Here is a 16,421-nt window from a genome sequence, read left to right on the forward strand (position 1 = left end):
GGCTTTCATTGTGCTGATAAGCCGTGTCTAGCACATTGACTGGTAATGGTAGGGTTACTTATAGCCGACTATCGTCTAACTAATTATCCAGCCTAAATTCATTACATTATCTGGCGAAATTTACTATTAGCGAAACGGATAATTTCCAAAAAAAAGACGCAATAACTTATTTATCACAGGATTTCATTCGGTTTTATTCCGTATTGCAGCGCAATATCGCTTGCTAAACTAGCGTCGCTTATTCCCCCTTCTTTTAACCATTATAAGGATAAACTCACTATGATGACGTTACATCATGACCCAGGCCAGCTTAGAGTGACTCGTTGCTGGCCTTTTTTGTTAGCGGCCTTATTATTTTTTATTAGCCCATCCGCTTTCGCGGTCACAGGTGAGATTGATTTAACCACCTCTGCGGTAGTGTTCTTCGCGGTGGCAATCTTTGTCCTGGCCTATGCCTTGGTCATGGCCGAGGAGAAAATCCACATGCGCAAATCCAAGCCTGTGCTGGTGGCCGCCGGTATTATTTGGGGACTCATTGGCTGGGTATACGTCCAGAACGGCATGTCAGACACGTCCGAGTACGCGTTTCTCGTGACGCTTCTGGAGTTTACCGAGCTAATGTTGTTCCTGCTGGTCGCCATGACGTATATCAACGCCATGGAGGAGCGCCGAGTATTTGATGCGCTGCGCTCTTGGATGCTGCGCAAAGGCTTTAACTATCGTACGCTTTTTTGGCTAACGGGCGGCCTTGCCTTTATTCTTTCTCCGATTGCCGACAACTTAACCACTGCGCTGCTAATGTGTGCCGTCATCACTAAAGTAGCCGAAGGCGACAACGCTTTATTAACCTTGCTTGTATCAATATTGTGGTCGCAGCAAACGCAGGCGGTGCTTTTAGTCCGTTTGGCGATATTACAACGCTGATGGTATGGCAGGCCGGTCTGATTGAATTCCAGGAGTTCTTTATCCTGTTTATTCCGTCGTTGGTTAATTTCCTGATCCCAGCGATGGTAATGGGCCTGTTTATTAAAGATCAAAAGCCCAGCAGCGTATATGAGGATGTACAGCTCAAGCGCGGAGCGCGACGCATTATTGCGCTCTTCTTGCTGACCATTGGTACAGCGGTGCTGTGTCATACACTGCTTCACCTTCCGCCCGTGCTGGGCATGATGACCGGCCTAGGCTACCTACAGTTTTTTGGCTCCTACCTACGCCAGAGCCTGCCCCGTTCACTGGAACGCAAGCGGGAACGCTATAGCCGCCTGGGTGACAACAAAAAGCTGGAGCAGCTAGGGGGCGTCGTGCCGTTTGATGTCTTCAACCGCGTTGCTCGGGCAGAGTGGGACACATTGCTGTTTTTCTACGGGGTAGTGATGTGTGTCGGAGGCCTTGGCTGTATGGGTTACCTGGGGCTGCTTTCAGAAGCACTCTACACCGGCTGGAACGCTACGTGGGCGAATATTGCGCTAGGGTTAGTGTCTGCAGTGGTTGATAACATCCCGGTCATGTTCGCCGTACTTACCATGGAACCTGAAATGTCTCATGGGCACTGGCTGCTAATCACGTTGACGGCGGGCGTAGGTGGGAGCCTGCTGGCGATTGGCTCAGCCGCTGGTGTGGCAGTGATGGGTCAAGCGCGCGGCTCTTATACCTTTATGGGGGCCTTGCGCTAGTCGCCCGTGATTTTGCTGGGGTATATCGCCAGTATCCTGGTTCATATGTGGCTCAATGCCGAAAGCTTCGCACTGTTTGGCTAGCCTTAGTAGGTAAACACGCTAGCCCGCCCAGCGCTCGTGCACTGGGCGGGCTTTTTAATACGCTTTAATACGCTTCGAAAAGATATTCAATGGGCGTGGGCCGCCCAAATAGATAGCCCTGATAGCGGTAGCAGCCGTGGCCTTTCAACCAGTCGAGCTGCTCTTTTTTCTCAACGCCTTCCGCCACCACGTTCAACCCCAAGCTGACCGCAAGTAGAATCGTAGTATCAACAATCGCTGCGTCGGTTTTATCAGTAAGCAGTTCGCGGATAAAGGATTGGTCTATTTTCAGCTCATCCAGCGGCAGGCGTTTGAAGTAGCTAAGCGATGAGTAGCCAGTGCCAAAATCATCGAGCGCAAAGCGGACCCCCTCAGCCGCAGCTTCAGCATGGTATTACGCACCCGGGTTGGTTCACGCATAAGCAGGCTTTCGGTTACTTCCAATACCAAGCGGCCGGGTGGCGCTTGCGTTTGGGCCAATAGCCCTTCCACGTCGCGGACAAATTCCGGCTGCTGAAACTGCACCGAACTAACGTTCACGGAGATCGTCAGCGCCGCATATGAAGGTTGGTTGGCCCATTTAGCCAGCTGCTCGCAGGCACACTGCAACACCCAGTGGCCGATAGGTACAATCAGCCCGTTCTCTTCGGCCAGGGGGATAAACGTTGCCGGAGAAACCCAGCCCCGCTGAGGGTGATACCAGCGCAGCAACGCCTCTACACCAGTAGTAACGCCCTGATGGTCGACCTGAACCTGATAGTGCAACGCAAGCTCATTACGAGCCAGTGCCTGGTGCAAATCGCCCTCTAGGCTAGCTCTTTCTAACACGCTGGTTTGCATCTCCACATTAAAAAAGCACAGCGTATTGCCACCAGACGCTTTTGCTTGCTGTAGCGCCATATCTGCCTGCTGCAGCACACTGTTCACGCCATGGTCTGCACTGTTAAATAGCGTGATACCGATACTGGCGCTAATGGGCAGCGCGCGATCATTGCGCAGCTGGGCAACCGTTTCCAGCAGTTGTCGCGCTAGCTTCTCAGTATTGGCTGCTGCTTCACTCTGCTGCTCACCCAGGCCATTCAGCAGTACCACAAACTCATCGCTACTAAAACGCGCCAGCGTAGCATCGTCGGTAAGCCGTTGCTGCAGCTTCTGCGCTACGTTAATTAGCAGTTGATCACCACTTTCATGGCCCTGAATATCATTCACCAAGCGGAAGTTATCCAGGTCCGCAATCAAAATTGCGCTATATCCGCATGGCCCTCCGGCGGGATCAGTCACCTCGGCAAGCGACTCCAGTAATAGGCGGCGATTGGGCAGCCCTGTCAGCGCATCGTAGAACACCAGATGGTGAGTCCGCGACTGCATCTCCAGGTATTCCGTTAGCTCGGTGGAAATTCCGCAGAGGCAAGGCGCCTCCCCTGGAGCCACTTCCAGTGGCATTTTAATCGATAGAAACGTGCGAACTCGCTCATTTCCCTGCAACACGTTGTGCTCTTCGACGGTGATTTTTTTACCTGAGGCCAGCACTTGACGATCAACTTCGGCCATTTCTGCCGCACTAGCAGTGTCAAAGAACTCATAATCACCCTTGCCGATAATTTGCTCAGCTGGGTAATTAAATAGGTTACTGATTTGGCGATTGACGTAGCGGTATTTTAGCGAGGGTGTTTTGATATAAATATAGGCGTCAACACTGTCCAAAATAGTAGTTAGCAGCGTTTCATTCGTGGTTAATCTCGCTCGACTGATGGTCATCCGCCGCTTAAGCAACACATTACCGCCTAGTGCAGAAGCCAGCACCAGTAACAACAGCGCTATGCCCCACCATAGCCATGCCGGGGCCAGTGAATCGGACGAAATATTTGAGCGCCATGCACGGAGCGTCTCGTAATAGACCGAATTCATATCGTCCTTCCACCCAAGCAGAACCACATCAATACGCTCAAGTACATCAGCAGAAAGCGTCGGGGAAGCCGCATAAAACAGCCGAGTGGGTTGGAATATAATGGGCGTTTCATGCAGGCCGTAATCATGCGCCCGCCAGTCGCCAAAGAGGTGATTTGATGCCACTAAATCCGCATCGCCACTCGCTACTGCCTGGAAACCAGCCGCAAAGCTGTCGACCTTCAGCCATGTCACATCAATAGCAAAACGCTCAATAACCGCTGCTAAATAGCTTTGCTGAATAGAACCATCGACGATCGCAACACGACGCTGCTCAAGGTCAAGAATAGCCTCTACTCGGCTATCGCTAGACTGATAAAGCTGTGACCAGCTATGCATGACCGGTTCACTATGGAAAGCAAAGCGCTGGGCCCGCTCTTCGCTCCAAGCCACGTCGGGTAACAGGTCAATGTCGCCCTGCTCTAATAACGTTAAACACTGCTGAAAGTCACAGGCACGGCTTTCAAGCTGCCACTGTTCTTGATGGGCTATCGCTGCCAAAAGCTCTCCCAACACCCCCCTTAACTGCCCTTGCTCATCAGCAAATAGTTTAGGAGGATTATGATAGACTCCAACCCGCAGCGTCTCGTTAGCCAGCGCTGCACTACTCCAACTACCTAGCGTAAACAACGCAATTAACACTCCGTAGCGTTTTACACACCCGATAGGGAGATTACCTAGCGCCCGGTTTGGCGCAAACATTCCCTTGAGCACCATAGCAGCGTTTACTCACCTGGCATGGTTAGCGGGCCAGCACGCTCCACAACGCGCTGCCAATCAGGATCACTTTCTATACGTTCAATAAAGGCAGCAATAGCAGGGTAAGCCGCTAACGACCGAGTGGCCGCCACCGCCTGCAGGGGAAAGCTCATTTGGATACCCGCACCGCTAGGCCAATCACCTGCAAAGTTAACCGTGTTCAGATAGATGCGTTTCAATGAGGCTAAGATGCTGTTTCAGTTGAGGCTGAATAAAACGTTGCTGTACCGTTGAACTAATGCCTTTGGCAATTGGCTTAATTAGCCACGGTGACTGCTTAGGAATTTGGCTAAAGACGAGTCCCATCACTAACAGTGGCATTAATGAGCCTTCCGCATAATGCAGCCAGTAACGGTAGTTCACCCACTCTTTACCCGCATCGGTAGCAGGCTGTAGCCGTCCTTCACCGTAGCGATTCACTAAATAATCAATAATTGCCCCGGACTCTGCCACCGTTAGATCACCATCTGTAATAACTGGTGACTTACCAAGCGGATGCACCTTTTTTAACGCGTCTGGCGCTTGCTGGGTTTTAGGGTCCCGCTGATAAACCTCAATTTCATAATCAACGTTCAGCGCTTCTCAAAGCCATAAAATACGATGAGAGCGAGATTTTTCTAGATGGTGGACGCGAATCATAACTACTCCATGAGGCGACTTGGTACACCAGCACTAGGCCAGTGTCAGTTATCCATTGACTGCAAGCTTTTCCAGCTTAGCACTATTGCAGCGTTGAACCTCATGGAGAAAGCGACGACCTGCTTATATTACGGCAAGCACATATCATGACATCGTCATTACTTCTCATGATATGCGCTTAAGCTGCTGTTTTAGAAAGGGATTAATAACTTATAAGGAGGCTGAACAATACAAACACTCACGTTCTATGCTGCTGTCGAAAGCGGGCAAAAAGATCCATGGGCGACCACTTTCCTTGTAACCACGGCGCTAGTAAACGTGTTGAAAGCGGGATAAACACAAACACCATGACGGGAGTCAGCATCATGGTACTCACCAGCACCCGCGGAATGAGCGGCCACTCGGCTAACACACTGCCAAACGTCCACTGAAACAGTAGTGAAATGGGGAAAAACGCCAGCCAGACGGGTACGGCTTGCTGCCAGCGTGGCGGGGTAGCTCCAGGGCTTACCTTAAACCACGCATCCAAGCCTGTTGCCCGGTGCTCATGGGGCGCATCGTAAAGGCCTTTACCCCGCTCAAGCCAAGCATGGCGAGAGGCCCAATGCTCCCAAGCAGAAAGGGTTTCCTGGCTGTCAAAGCGAAAAATGATCTGATACTCATCATCTTCTTTAGGGGGCGCCAATACACCGGACCCCAAGTAGCCAGGAAAGTCAGCCGCGAGTTCACGACCTGCATTTAGCCAACGGTTAAAATCTTGGTAGCGACTATTCGCGACGCGACGAGCCACCATCAATGTGACAGGTGAGGCAGACATGGGTAATCTCCTAATGTGTAAGCAGCTGCTGCCGGGTAGGCGAGCTGCAAGCATTCAGGCGGGTAGTCCTGAAGCACGTGCCACATTATACAGACAATATTAATGCCATGCATGCATCACCGGCGCGGGATTGGATGACGCTGCTCGCCACGCTGAAACGCTCGAACATGCTGATAAATATAAATGGCACTTTGAATGGCATCGGCCTCTAACGCATCTGGCTCAATCACCGGGCCATCCACACCGCCATTTTTTCGCATTATTTCATCAACATCGGCGCGATAGCGATCCAGCAAATGCTTAATATTCATGCGGATTCGGTGTAGTTCTAAATTAAATGCTTGGCGCTGTTCGGTGCGCTTAAAGACATCAAGAGGGTTTTCTGCTGACTCAATCAAGCTATCTAAGGTGTTGCACACTAAACGCTCGGCGGTGTTTAAATTAGGTATGACGGAGTAAACAAGCTCATTCAGCGTCATTTTTGCATTATATTGGGGCATAAGCAGGCTCAGCGGCGATTAAGTGGAACAATATCGTGAAAACGGCCTTGCTCGGTAAACGTTAACCGAAAAATACCATGAACCCCCTCCTCCCCCACCACGCGTCTAAGCGCTTGAGCAGGGAAAACAACCCAGCGACCATCTACACTTCGTGTACGCACATTGTCGTACTGCCCTTCATAGTGGGCAATGCATTCGTTGACTCTTAGATGAATAATGACGTCTATTGAGAGCATAACGTTGCGCAATTCGGCTGGCTCGCAGATACTCTATGCTAACTGAGATGGCCTAACCATCGGTAATCGCTTATGGATATTTCTGCTTTAAATGCGTTTTCCGGCTCCACTGCGACTTGGTCGGCTTCCAACCTGCCTACTCCGCGGGTAGAGCGGAACGAGGCTGGCAGTCAACGCTCAAAGGCCGACGGCCCGCTTTCCAACGCTGAGCCAAGCAAAGAGACAGACGAGCGTACAGAGAGTAGCGAAAAGACGGCGGGCCCTACTCGCCCTGATGGCACTCCGTTAGCCCCGGAAGAGATTCAGCAACTTGAGCAGTTAAAGCAGACAGATCGAGAAGTGCGCCAGCATGAAATGGCTCATCAAACAGCAGGCGGGCCCTACACAGGCGGTGCTTCTTACGATTATGAGGTCGGTCCAGACGGCAAACGCTATGCAGTAGCCGGTGAGGTGCCGATTGATTACGGTCCGGTTCCTGGCGATCCACAAGCTACAGTCGAAAAGATGCAGACAGTGATTGGAGCCGCCATGGCACCAGCTGATCCATCGCCAAAGGATCTGCAAGTTGCCGCTCAAGCATGGCAGTACTTACTCGAAGCAAAGCTAGAGGCCGCACAAAAACAGAGCGAGATGAACCAAGCGCGTGGCGAGCATGATAGTGAGCCTGCCAATGACGAGCCGCCCGAGCAGGCGGCTTAAACGCTAAATCATTTGAGCAACTATAGCGTGGCTAACGCTCGCCACTCATGACGCTGGGTCCAATGTGTTAGCCACTCTGATACGGCTTCGGGTGGCATTGGCCGAGCAATACCATACCCTTGGACTAACTTACATCCCAGTGCCATTAGCGCCTTGGCATGCTCAAGCGTCTCTACGCCTTCGGCCAGCATTGGGCGTTTAAATCGATTCGCCATATAAATAACGCTTTCGACAATTGCCATGTCATCCTGGTCGCTCAGCATATCGCGCACAAAGCTTTGATCAATTTTAATTAGATTTAACAGGCAGTTGGCGTAAATGAGTTAACGACGAAAACCCAGTACCAAAATCATCAATGGCAAAACTGACCCCTAGCGCTTGGCAACTAGCCATATTTTTTAGCGCAGCTTTCACATCATGCATTGCCGCACTTTCCAATACTTCCAGCTTTAACAGAGAAGGCGACACCGTGGGGTAGCGGGCAAGCAGCTCTGCTAAGCGTTGGCTAAAGTTGCTCACCAAAAGGTGCGTAGGGCTGATATTGACGTTAATCGGTATTTCAATACCGTCATTTTTCCACTGAGTCAGCTGTTGTAGCGCATGCTCTAACACCCACTCGCCTAGATCCACTTCCAGCGGGGTGGCATCTATAGTTGACAAAAACTGCCCAGGAGATAACAGCCCACGTTCGGGATGTTGCCAGCGAATTAATGCCTCAACACCCACAACCTGGCCGCTGCGCATATCTACCTGCGGCTGATAGAAAAGTCGTAGTTCGCCATGCTTTAGTGCATCCATAAAGCGCTGACGCTGCTCATGGCGTACCTGAAGCAGAAGGTCATGGGTAGGATCAAAAAGGTGGAAGGTATCCCGGCCGCGCTGCTTGGCGCGATACATAGCTTGGTTGGCATGGCGCAAAAGCACATCGCCTTGAGCATGATCGCTTGGGTAGGAAGTAACGCCTAAACTGGCAGTCAGGTAAATTGCCTGGCCTTCAACGATTAGCGGTTGGCGAATGGAGGCCAACAGCTTTTCAAAAAACGATTCCTCAACACCATGGTGAAGCAACAGCACAAACTCATCACCGCCGATACGAGCAAGTACATCATCACCAAACAGTAGATGGCTGATGCGTTGTGCAAATGCCGATAACAAAGCATCACCTACCTGAGGGCCAAGACGGGCATTAATGGCGTGAAAGTGATCAATATCCAGAGAACAAATCGCCAGCGGCAGTTGTCGACTTTCTGCGTGCTGGATGGACTCTTGAATGAGCTGGGTCAGCAGCTGCAGGTTTGGCAACCCTGTTAATGCATCAAAATAGACTTCACGATTCAAGTGGCGGGCGTGGGAAGGAAGCAGAAAGATCTGCCAGCAAAATCACATGATGATCAATTCGGCCCTGCTCATTACGAACCCGGTTTATCGACATCATACCGGGGTAAAACTGTCCGTCGTGGCTACGATAACTAATCTGGCTTTTACTGCGGTCACGCAGTTGAAGCTCCTCGCGCATCAAACGCGTGGTGCGGCTATCGTCGAATGGCAAAATGCTGAATGCTTCCGGCGACCGGCCTCGAATTTCACTCAGCGACAACCCCGTTAATTCGCAGAAGGCTGGATTAGCATCCACCACAAGATTATCAGCATCGGTAATGATGATGGCCTCATTAGCGTAACGAAATGCCGATTCAGCAGGCGCTAAAAGCGTACTAGAATCGGTCACTGACATTGTGGCGGCGCTAAACGGCAAAGATGCTGCTTGGGCAGCGGGGTGAGGCAAAGACTGCTCCTTCGAGTCGTTCAAGGGCGGGCGCATACGTCTCTGCTCTCCTCGTATAAACTGGTTAAATTTAATGACTTTCGATTATATTAACACCGTCTTGCTACATATGTTTTAGATTAAATAGCGTTAAATCAACGTGCTACTTTAGCCTCAGCAGACATAAGCCAACGCCCCTCTCCCCCACAAAAAGGGAACACAGGGTTCCCTTTTTCGCGTTTTACTTAGCGCCATTAACTGTAGGCAAGCTGCTGACTATGGCGTGGCGATATTTCTGCAACGCGGAAACGGCTAACCAGCGTGGTCATTTCTTCAGCCTGGTCATCTAGCGAGCGGCTTGCCGTGGCGACTTGCTCAACCAAAGAAGCATTCTGCTGGGTAACATCTTCAAGCTGTGCCATCGCATGGCTAATCTGCTCAACTCCCGCTGACTGTTCATGGCTAGCTGTCGCAATCTCATCTACCAGTGCCGCCACCTGCTGCACACGCGCAGCAATTTTTTCCAGTGTGTCACTTGTCGTGGCAACTAACGCTTCACCTTCGTTAATACGCGCTACGTTATTGTTGACCAAGTGGCGGATCTGACTAGCCTCTTCGGCACTGCGGCTTGCCAACTTACGTACCTCATCAGCTCCTACTTCAAACCCTCGCCCATGCTCGCCCGCACGCGCCGCTTCTACCGATGCGTTCACAGGTTAGTTTGAAAGGCAATATTATCGATGGCCGTTACGATGGTTGTCACTTGCTCATTCGCCTGATGAATGTGCTGCATTGCCTGCCGGGCCTGCATCGCCACCTCAGTAGCTTCTTGTGCCTGGTTAGCAACGCCACCAGTCATACGCTGAGCTTGATGCGCGTTATCCGCATTTTGCCGCACGGTGGCGGTCATCTGCTCCATACTGGAAGCTGTCTGCACGAGTGACGCTGACTGCTCCTCAGTGCGCTGAGCAAGATCTTGGTTACCCTGAGCAATTTCATTGCTGGCAAGCGCTACCGACTGTGCATTGCGCTTCATTTCAGCAATCAACTGTTCTGTTTGCGCTGACGCATCGTTTACCGCTTGATAAAGCCTAGAAAGCTCATCACTACCGGGCACCGGCAGGCGCTGCGTCAAGTCATCGCCGCGTTCCGCAATGCTTACCAACGCTCGCTGAAGCGGTCGCGTCATGGTGCGAACAATGAGTATTGCCATGCCAATGGCAATCACAGTAGCCACTACAGCAATCGCTAAGTACCACCATAGATCTCGCTGTGCTTGGCGCTTAAGCTCATCAGTAGCGCTTACGATAGTTGCAGAAACACTATCCTCAAGCGCCTTTAAGCGGCCAATTTTCACTGTTTGCCAATCGAACCACTCTTCTGGGTTTACCCCGAAGCCTGCCGTTTGCTGAATCGCTAGTGCGCGCCGCTCCAGCACGCGCTCAACCTCCGGGCCACTCAAAGCTGTCTCCAGTGCCTCACGGTTAGCAGCACCAGATAAGACACGAAAAGTTTCTAGAAATGCACGTTCCTCACCTATTAATGACAAGAGACGCTGCAGGGTCGCTTCAGGCATCGCATCGGCAGCAAATACATTTGAAAGAAGCGCACGCTCAATACCTGCCAAATCTTTTGCCTCTAACAAATTATAATAGGCTGCCAGTTGACGGGTAATCGCGCCCTCTCCCGTTAGGTGGGCAAGCTCGCCAACGAGTACCATCAGCAAGCTATTAAGCCCTGTATAGTGGCCTAGCGCTTCCGGTGTTGCCACACTAAGCAGGTCTACCTGGTCACGCAGCGACTGGTTTTGCTGCCATTGTTGCTCAACCGCAGCCAACTGCGAGCTGATCGTGGAGGTCAGCAGCGTTGCATCAAGTTGATCACGCTGTTGGAAAAAAGCTTCCGCAGCAGCATCCATATCTGAACGCTGCTGGCGCACCGATCTCCGAACACCTTCCCCTGGCTGCCTAAAAAGCCAGCCGTCATGCCGCGCTCCCGCTGCACTTGATGTACCCAGCCCCCTGCCTGTTGAGCCAGTGCAGTTAGTGCTTGCATACGTGACAGCTCGTTAACCACTGCCTGCCGGGCAATGGCACCACTGGGCAGCAAACCATCCCAGCGCTATCAAAGGCAGCACCAATACTAGGGCAAACTTAAACCGCATCGGTAAGCGGTGGAGAATCTCTTTCATCGCGTTGCTTAGCCTCAATTTACATCGTTCAGGGAGGTAAGCGGCGTACTCGTTTTTTTATTGGCCTATATAGACTCTTTATTTACCAAGTTTGCCGCATTTTGCCGGGCAATTAAATGCGATTAGCTGACAAAACAGTCCGAGTGTATAGCGATAAGAAAAATATACCTTGACCTGTATCACCCTGGCAGCTCACTTAAGGGGCTGGACCTGCCGCCCCTAAAAAGCGCTGCTGCCAATAGGCAACATCCAGCGGTACGCTAACCACCGCTCGGCCACTGCCTGGGGCGTGAATCATCTGGCGGTTACCGCCGTAGATGCCAACGTGCGTGGCTTTGTTGCCGTCGCCAAAAAACAGCAGATCTCCAGGGCGCGGGGCGTCTACTTGGGGAAGCGCACGGAACTGACCATCGGCGGTGCGTGGCACGCGGATACCCGCCGCACGGTAGGTCATTTCAACTAAGCCTGAGCAGTCCAGGCCATCAGGAGAGTTGCCGCCAAAGCGGTAGGGAGTACCAATCGCCTGCTGCGCATGGGAGAGAATTAACGCGCGCTCCATCGAGATGCCTGCTTGCGGGCTGGGCGCGGGGGTCATGGCGACCTCTTTACTGGCACTCCTGCTAATAGCAGCAGAGCGAAGAGCGTCAACAGCGGAGAGAGGCGGGTTAACGGCATGAAAAAGCTCCAAGACAACCTAGGCATAGTGCCTCTTATCATGGCCTAAAGCGCCGTTCACCCGCTACTCCATCACTCGCCGTTAACGGCCTATCCACTCGATAAACGTGCTCTCGCCTAGCGCATGGCGCTCGTGGCGCAGGCGGCTCATCGCCGCATAGGGTAAATCCATCACTAAGCCATTACTGAGCGGCTGTTCCAGCACTTGGCGCAGCAGCGCATTGCATACGAACAGATGGGCCACCACCAGCACATGATGACCGGGAGGATTCGCCAGCAGCCGCCGCCACACTTCGCTAACGCGGGCATCCAGCTCGGCGAGGGTTTCACCACGGGGCGGTGCGGCGCGGGCGGGGTCGTACCAGAAGGCGCTCATTTGCTCAGTGCCTTCCTGCGCGTATACCTGCGCATAGGTTTTCCCCTCCCACTCGCCCAGGTGCAGCTCGGCTAGGTCGTCGTCCACCTGCACCGGCAGGTCGAACTCCTCCCCTAACCAAAGCGCGAACTCACGGCAGCGGGCCAGCGGCGAGCTAACGATGGCATCATAGGGTGGCCGTCCATCCACCGTATGGCGCATCACTGCGTCGGTCACCTGCTGCCAGCCCGAATCACTAAGCGGATGGTCGGTACTGCCCCGTAGCATTCGCCCACCCTGCGGTTCACCGTGGCGCATCAGGTCAATCGTTGTGATCTCGGCATTGGCAAAGCGCATAGCGGTTATCCCCTTCACGGACAGGTTAAATAATGGCGTGACGAACGCGAGCCGAGACCCATTCCGACACCAGTACCGTGGCGAAAATCAACGCGAAGATAACGCTGACCTGATTCCACGCTAGGCTGTTGATCGAGGCGTTCAGCTGCAGCCCTATGCCGCCTGCGCCCACCAGCCCCAGCACCGTCGATTCGCGAATATTGATATCCCAGCGGTACACGCTGATCCCCGCCAAGACGGGCATGATTGCGGCAGCACGCCATAGCTCATGACCTGCAGGCGGCTGGCCCCCGTGGCGCTGATGGCTTCCACCGGCGTGGGGTGAATCTCCTCGATGGCCTCGTAAAGCAGCTTGCCCACAAAGCCAATCGAGCGCAGCGCGATGGCGATAATACCCGCCAGCACGCCGGGGCCAAGAATGGTCACCAGCAGCATGGCCCAAATCAGCGAGTTGATCGAACGCGACGAGACGATGATGGTCAGCGCTAAGCTGCGTACGGGCGGATGCGGCGTGGTGTTACGCGCGGCTAAAAACGCCACCGGAAACGCCATCATAATGCCCAGCGCGGTAGCCAAGGTGGCGATATTGAGCGTGTCCCACATGGGTTTCCAAAGCTCGCTGGCGTACTCCCAGCGGGGCGGCATCATACGGCTAATCAGGTCGCTACCCTGGCGGCCAGCGTCTTCCACAAACACCCACATTGTGTTGTCAGAGATCACTTTCCAGCAGAGTAAGAACAGGCTAACGCCCGCCAGCCAAGCGAGGTACTGCAGCCACTGGGCGCGGGTGGTGCGCCGCTGCCACTGTGGCACACCGTTTGAGGAAGTTGACACCGGCATGGAGGATTCCTTTTGCCTTCAGGCTTTACGTAAAGGGTTGGCAACAAGCGTGCGACGGCGCGCTACTGCGTCCAGCGACGCACATGGCTGGAGGCGTACTCACTCATCAGCACAATGGCGATGATGATCAGCAGAATGGCGGCCGAGGGGCCGTACTCGTAGCGGCTGAGCGAGGTGTGGAGCGTCGCGCAATCCCCCCCCGCCCCGACAATGCCGATCACCGACGACTCGCGGAAATTGATATCCAGCCGGTACATGGAGAGCCCGATCAATCGCGGCATCACCTGAGGCTGCACGGCGTGGTTCATGGTTTGCCACCAGCTCGCCCCGGTGGCGCGCACGGCTTCCACCTGTTTCCAGTCGAGGTCTTCGATATCTTCTGCCAGCAGCTTGGCCATAAAGCCGATGGTGGCAAAGGCCAGCGTGAGCATGCCCGCAAAGGGGCCAAAGCCGAACATCACCACGAACAGAATGGCAATGATCACCTCTTGAAAGGTACGCGAGACGGCGATGATGGCCCGACATACCGCGTAGATGGGCAAGGGGGCGATATTGCGCGCAGCCCCTAGCCCCACCGGGATGGCCAGCAGAACGCCGATCACCCTCGATGTCAGCGTCATGGTCAGGCTTTCCATCAACCCCGCCAGAATATCGTTTTGACGGCTGACGAAGTCCGGCTGCAAAAACGCGCCGAGAAAGTTCAGCGCACGCCCGGCACCTTCCGCCACCCGCGCCCCGTTCACTTCCACCGATGCCAGCGCCAGCATCAGGTACACCACGCCACCCAGCGCTGGCGCCCAACGCAGGCGGCGGCTCTCTACCAGCGGCAGTCGCCGCCACTGGCCTTGGCGGGCGGCCTGCTGGCGGACTTGAGCGTCCGTCGTGCTCATTGCGCGCCTCCACTCGCTAAGCGGTTCTGGCGCGGCGCATGTGGTGCTGTGGCTTCCTGCGGCGACGCAACGTGAGCCGTAGCGCCGCTGCTCTCCTCATCGTCGTCATCGGCAGGCCCAGGGGTGGTGTCCCAATCCTCTTCGCCGTAAATGGTGGTCAGCATCTCGCTGGTCAGATCGCTGGGCTTACCGTCGAAAACGATCTCCCCGGCACGCAGCCCGACGATGCGATCAGCAAACTGCTGGGCCAACGCCACATCGTGAATGCTAATGATGGCGGCCAGCTCGCGCTCGGCGCACAGCTCGCGAATCAAGCGCATGATTTGGCGAGAGGTTTTAGGGTCCAGGCTCGCGGTGGGTTCATCCACCAGCAGCAGTTTGGGGCTTTGCAGCAGCGCTCGGGCAATGCCCACCCGCTGGCGCTGACCACCAGAGAGCGCATCGGCGCGGTTATCAATCGCGTGGGGCAGGCCTACACGCTCAAGCAAGCGAAACGCTTCTGCCACGGCTTCCTGCGGGTAGCGGCGTAAAAAGCTGCGCCAGAAACCTACATAGCCCAGCTGGCCAGAGAGCACGTTCTCCATCACGCTCAGGCGGTCCACCAGGGCGTACTCTTGGAAAATCATCCCCATGGAGCGGCGGGCATGGCGCAGGCGGCTGCCAGAGAGTTTTGTCAGCTCCACGTCTTCCAGGCGAATGCTGCCTTGAGTGGGTTCTACCAAACGGTTAACGCAGCGAATCAACGTGCTCTTTCCCGCACCAGACGGACCAATGAGGGCCATAACCTGCCCTTTCGGCAGCGAGAGCTGGATATCGGTCAGCGCGCCGTCGCCGGTAGGGTAACGTTTGCCAACGCCGGTGAGTGTCAACATGGAGGGTGCCTCAGTCTCTTATGCGTCCGTGCTTGCGTTCACAAGCACTTCTCTAATGGCTACATAGCGGCTCGGCCAGGAGGTCGCCCTCCTGGCCGAGAAAATCATGGACCAACCGATGGGTTAGTCGCAGCCGTACGTCACACCGTTAGCATCGGCGATGGTACGGATCACTGACCAGTTCTCTTGGTAGGTGATCGGAATGAACTGAGCTTCACCGGAGTTGGCAAACTCGGCTTCCAGCGCGCTGCCTTCCCAGTCGTAGCTGAAGAACGCGTCCTGAATCTGCTCGGCAAGCTCAGGATTCAGATTGTTCGCCAGGCCATAGGCCGTGGTGGGAAAGGTTTCCGAGGTGTAGATGACGTTGTAATCGCCTTCGCTCACCACATCGCGTGACAGCATGCGCTTGGCGACAGAGTTGGCAATGGCGGCCGCTTCGTAATCTTTGTTCACCACACCCAGGATGGAGTTGTCGTGAGAGCCAGAGAAGGCTGTCTCGAGATCTTCGCCCGCTTCCAGGCCGTACTCAGAGCGCAGCAGCGCGGAAGGCGCGCGGAAACCGGAGTTGGACGTTTCGGAGGTGAAGGCCAGCTGACGACCGGCTAGGTCTGCCACCGACTCAATGCCGCTATCGGGGTAGGTGATAATTTCCATCTCGTAGCCGAAGCTACCGTCTTCAGCAGCCATCATGGCGAAGGGGCGGAAGACACCGCAGTTGACCGCCACCGGCACACCGCCCGTGTTGAAGCCCGCCACGTGAAGACGACCGGCGCGCAGCGCTTCCTGTTTGGGCAGCGTTAGACTGCTCCGGGAAGAACTCGACGTTTTTACCGGTAGCGTCGCTCAGGTGATCCAGGAAACCCGCCCAAACGTCGGCATACACGGCCGGGTCTTCTACCGGCGTGTAAGCGAATACCAGCGTATCCGGGTCAACCCACTGTGACTCATCGCTGGGCACATCGGCGATCATGTCGCCGTCGTTATCCACGTAGCGCGAAGAGAGATCAGCAGAGGCAGTGACCGCTGCCAGTGCAAACGTGCCAGCTACGGCGGCGCTCAACAGCGTACGAGAGAAAGAGAGAGTATGCATGCATCACCTAAGCGAGTTAAGAAGTGTTAACGCCA

15 protein-coding genes and 5 pseudogenes are annotated in these 16,421 nt (G+C 54.2%); 2 read left to right on the forward strand and 18 right to left on the reverse strand.

The features are described from left to right. Positions 1 to 279 precede the first annotated feature (279 nt). Positions 280 to 1,757, forward strand: a pseudogene (gene nhaD / locus B4967_RS02660) (sodium:proton antiporter NhaD). Positions 1,758 to 1,821: 64 nt separating this feature from the next. Here the strand turns inward: nhaD and B4967_RS02665 are convergent. The 5 genes and pseudogenes from B4967_RS02665 to B4967_RS02690 all read right to left on the reverse strand — a co-directional run bounded on the left by B4967_RS02665 (position 1,822) and on the right by B4967_RS02690 (position 6,655). Beyond that, a pseudogene (locus B4967_RS02665) lies at positions 1,822 to 4,346 on the reverse strand (EAL domain-containing protein). 83 nt (positions 4,347 to 4,429) lie between these two features. After that, positions 4,430 to 5,102: pseudogene (locus tag B4967_RS02675) on the reverse strand (glutathione S-transferase). A 238-nt stretch (positions 5,103 to 5,340) separates the two neighbouring features. Beyond that, positions 5,341 to 5,919 carry a putative antibiotic biosynthesis monooxygenase gene (locus tag B4967_RS02680; RefSeq protein ID WP_083023382.1) on the reverse strand — a complete coding sequence of 193 codons (579 nt, stop codon included), beginning with the start codon at positions 5,917 to 5,919 and terminating at the stop codon, positions 5,341 to 5,343. Positions 5,920 to 6,035: 116 nt separating this feature from the next. Further along, positions 6,036 to 6,419 (reverse strand): hypothetical protein, encoded by a 384-nt coding sequence (locus B4967_RS02685; RefSeq protein ID WP_083023384.1) that lies wholly within the window; start codon positions 6,417 to 6,419, stop codon positions 6,036 to 6,038. Between the two features lie 8 nt (positions 6,420 to 6,427). Continuing rightward, complete coding sequence (locus B4967_RS02690; RefSeq protein ID WP_083023387.1) at positions 6,428 to 6,655, reverse strand: DUF2835 family protein; 228 nt, start codon at positions 6,653 to 6,655, stop codon at positions 6,428 to 6,430. Positions 6,656 to 6,727: 72 nt separating this feature from the next. On the opposite strand from B4967_RS02690, the gene B4967_RS02695 reads away from it, so the two are divergent. Continuing rightward, on the forward strand, positions 6,728 to 7,354 hold the full coding sequence (locus B4967_RS02695; RefSeq protein ID WP_083023389.1) for a putative metalloprotease CJM1_0395 family protein: 627 nt from the start codon (positions 6,728 to 6,730) through the stop codon (positions 7,352 to 7,354). A 20-nt stretch (positions 7,355 to 7,374) separates the two neighbouring features. Here the strand turns inward: B4967_RS02695 and B4967_RS20015 are convergent, their stop codons facing one another. The 13 genes and pseudogenes from B4967_RS20015 to phnD all read right to left on the reverse strand — a co-directional run bounded on the left by B4967_RS20015 (position 7,375) and on the right by phnD (position 16,386). Further along, positions 7,375 to 7,617, reverse strand: a complete 243-nt coding sequence (locus tag B4967_RS20015; RefSeq protein ID WP_279384638.1) for an EAL domain-containing protein — start codon at positions 7,615 to 7,617, stop codon at positions 7,375 to 7,377. 25 nt (positions 7,618 to 7,642) lie between these two features. Continuing rightward, entirely contained in the window at positions 7,643 to 8,692 is a 1,050-nt protein-coding gene (locus B4967_RS02700; protein ID WP_279384633.1) for a putative bifunctional diguanylate cyclase/phosphodiesterase, read from the reverse strand. Next, positions 8,682 to 9,137, reverse strand: a complete 456-nt coding sequence (locus tag B4967_RS18655; RefSeq protein ID WP_243470288.1) for a PAS domain-containing protein — start codon at positions 9,135 to 9,137, stop codon at positions 8,682 to 8,684. Before B4967_RS18655 ends, B4967_RS02700 begins: the two co-directional genes overlap by 11 nt. Before the next feature lie 233 nt (positions 9,138 to 9,370). Continuing rightward, positions 9,371 to 9,829 carry a methyl-accepting chemotaxis protein gene (locus B4967_RS18660; RefSeq protein ID WP_243470289.1) on the reverse strand — a complete coding sequence of 153 codons (459 nt, stop codon included), beginning with the start codon at positions 9,827 to 9,829 and terminating at the stop codon, positions 9,371 to 9,373. Further along, positions 9,826 to 11,055 carry a methyl-accepting chemotaxis protein gene (locus B4967_RS18665; protein WP_243470290.1) on the reverse strand — a complete coding sequence of 410 codons (1,230 nt, stop codon included), beginning with the start codon at positions 11,053 to 11,055 and terminating at the stop codon, positions 9,826 to 9,828. Before B4967_RS18665 ends, B4967_RS18660 begins: the two co-directional genes overlap by 4 nt. Before the next feature lie 129 nt (positions 11,056 to 11,184). Next, a complete protein-coding gene (locus B4967_RS20020) occupies positions 11,185 to 11,307 on the reverse strand; it encodes a hypothetical protein (RefSeq protein WP_279384634.1) in 123 nt (40 codons plus the stop codon). 196 nt (positions 11,308 to 11,503) lie between these two features. After that, a pseudogene (locus B4967_RS02710) lies at positions 11,504 to 11,982 on the reverse strand (C40 family peptidase). An 82-nt stretch (positions 11,983 to 12,064) separates the two neighbouring features. Further along, the gene (locus B4967_RS02715; RefSeq protein ID WP_083023391.1) at positions 12,065 to 12,694 is read right to left on the reverse strand and encodes a histidine phosphatase family protein; all 630 of its coding nucleotides are present in this window, start codon (positions 12,692 to 12,694) and stop codon (positions 12,065 to 12,067) included. Between the two features lie 25 nt (positions 12,695 to 12,719). Next, a complete protein-coding gene (locus B4967_RS18670; RefSeq protein WP_243470291.1) occupies positions 12,720 to 12,878 on the reverse strand; it encodes an ABC transporter permease family protein in 159 nt (52 codons plus the stop codon). Next, positions 12,848 to 13,534 (reverse strand): PhnE/PtxC family ABC transporter permease, encoded by a 687-nt coding sequence (locus tag B4967_RS02720; protein ID WP_243470292.1) that lies wholly within the window; start codon positions 13,532 to 13,534, stop codon positions 12,848 to 12,850. The genes B4967_RS18670 and B4967_RS02720 overlap by 31 nt, the downstream gene beginning before the upstream one ends. Positions 13,535 to 13,596: 62 nt before the next feature. Beyond that, a complete protein-coding gene (gene phnE, locus B4967_RS02725; protein ID WP_083023393.1) occupies positions 13,597 to 14,424 on the reverse strand; it encodes a phosphonate ABC transporter, permease protein PhnE in 828 nt (275 codons plus the stop codon). Continuing rightward, positions 14,421 to 15,296, reverse strand: a complete 876-nt coding sequence (gene phnC / locus B4967_RS02730; RefSeq protein ID WP_083023394.1) for a phosphonate ABC transporter ATP-binding protein — start codon at positions 15,294 to 15,296, stop codon at positions 14,421 to 14,423. The genes phnE and phnC overlap by 4 nt, the downstream gene beginning before the upstream one ends. Before the next feature lie 123 nt (positions 15,297 to 15,419). After that, positions 15,420 to 16,386, reverse strand: a pseudogene (gene phnD, locus B4967_RS02735) (phosphate/phosphite/phosphonate ABC transporter substrate-binding protein). Positions 16,387 to 16,421 lie beyond the last annotated feature (35 nt).

It is taken from the genome of Vreelandella lionensis, from assembly GCF_002087295.1.
In the GTDB taxonomy this organism is placed as follows: domain Bacteria; phylum Pseudomonadota; class Gammaproteobacteria; order Pseudomonadales; family Halomonadaceae; genus Vreelandella; species Vreelandella lionensis.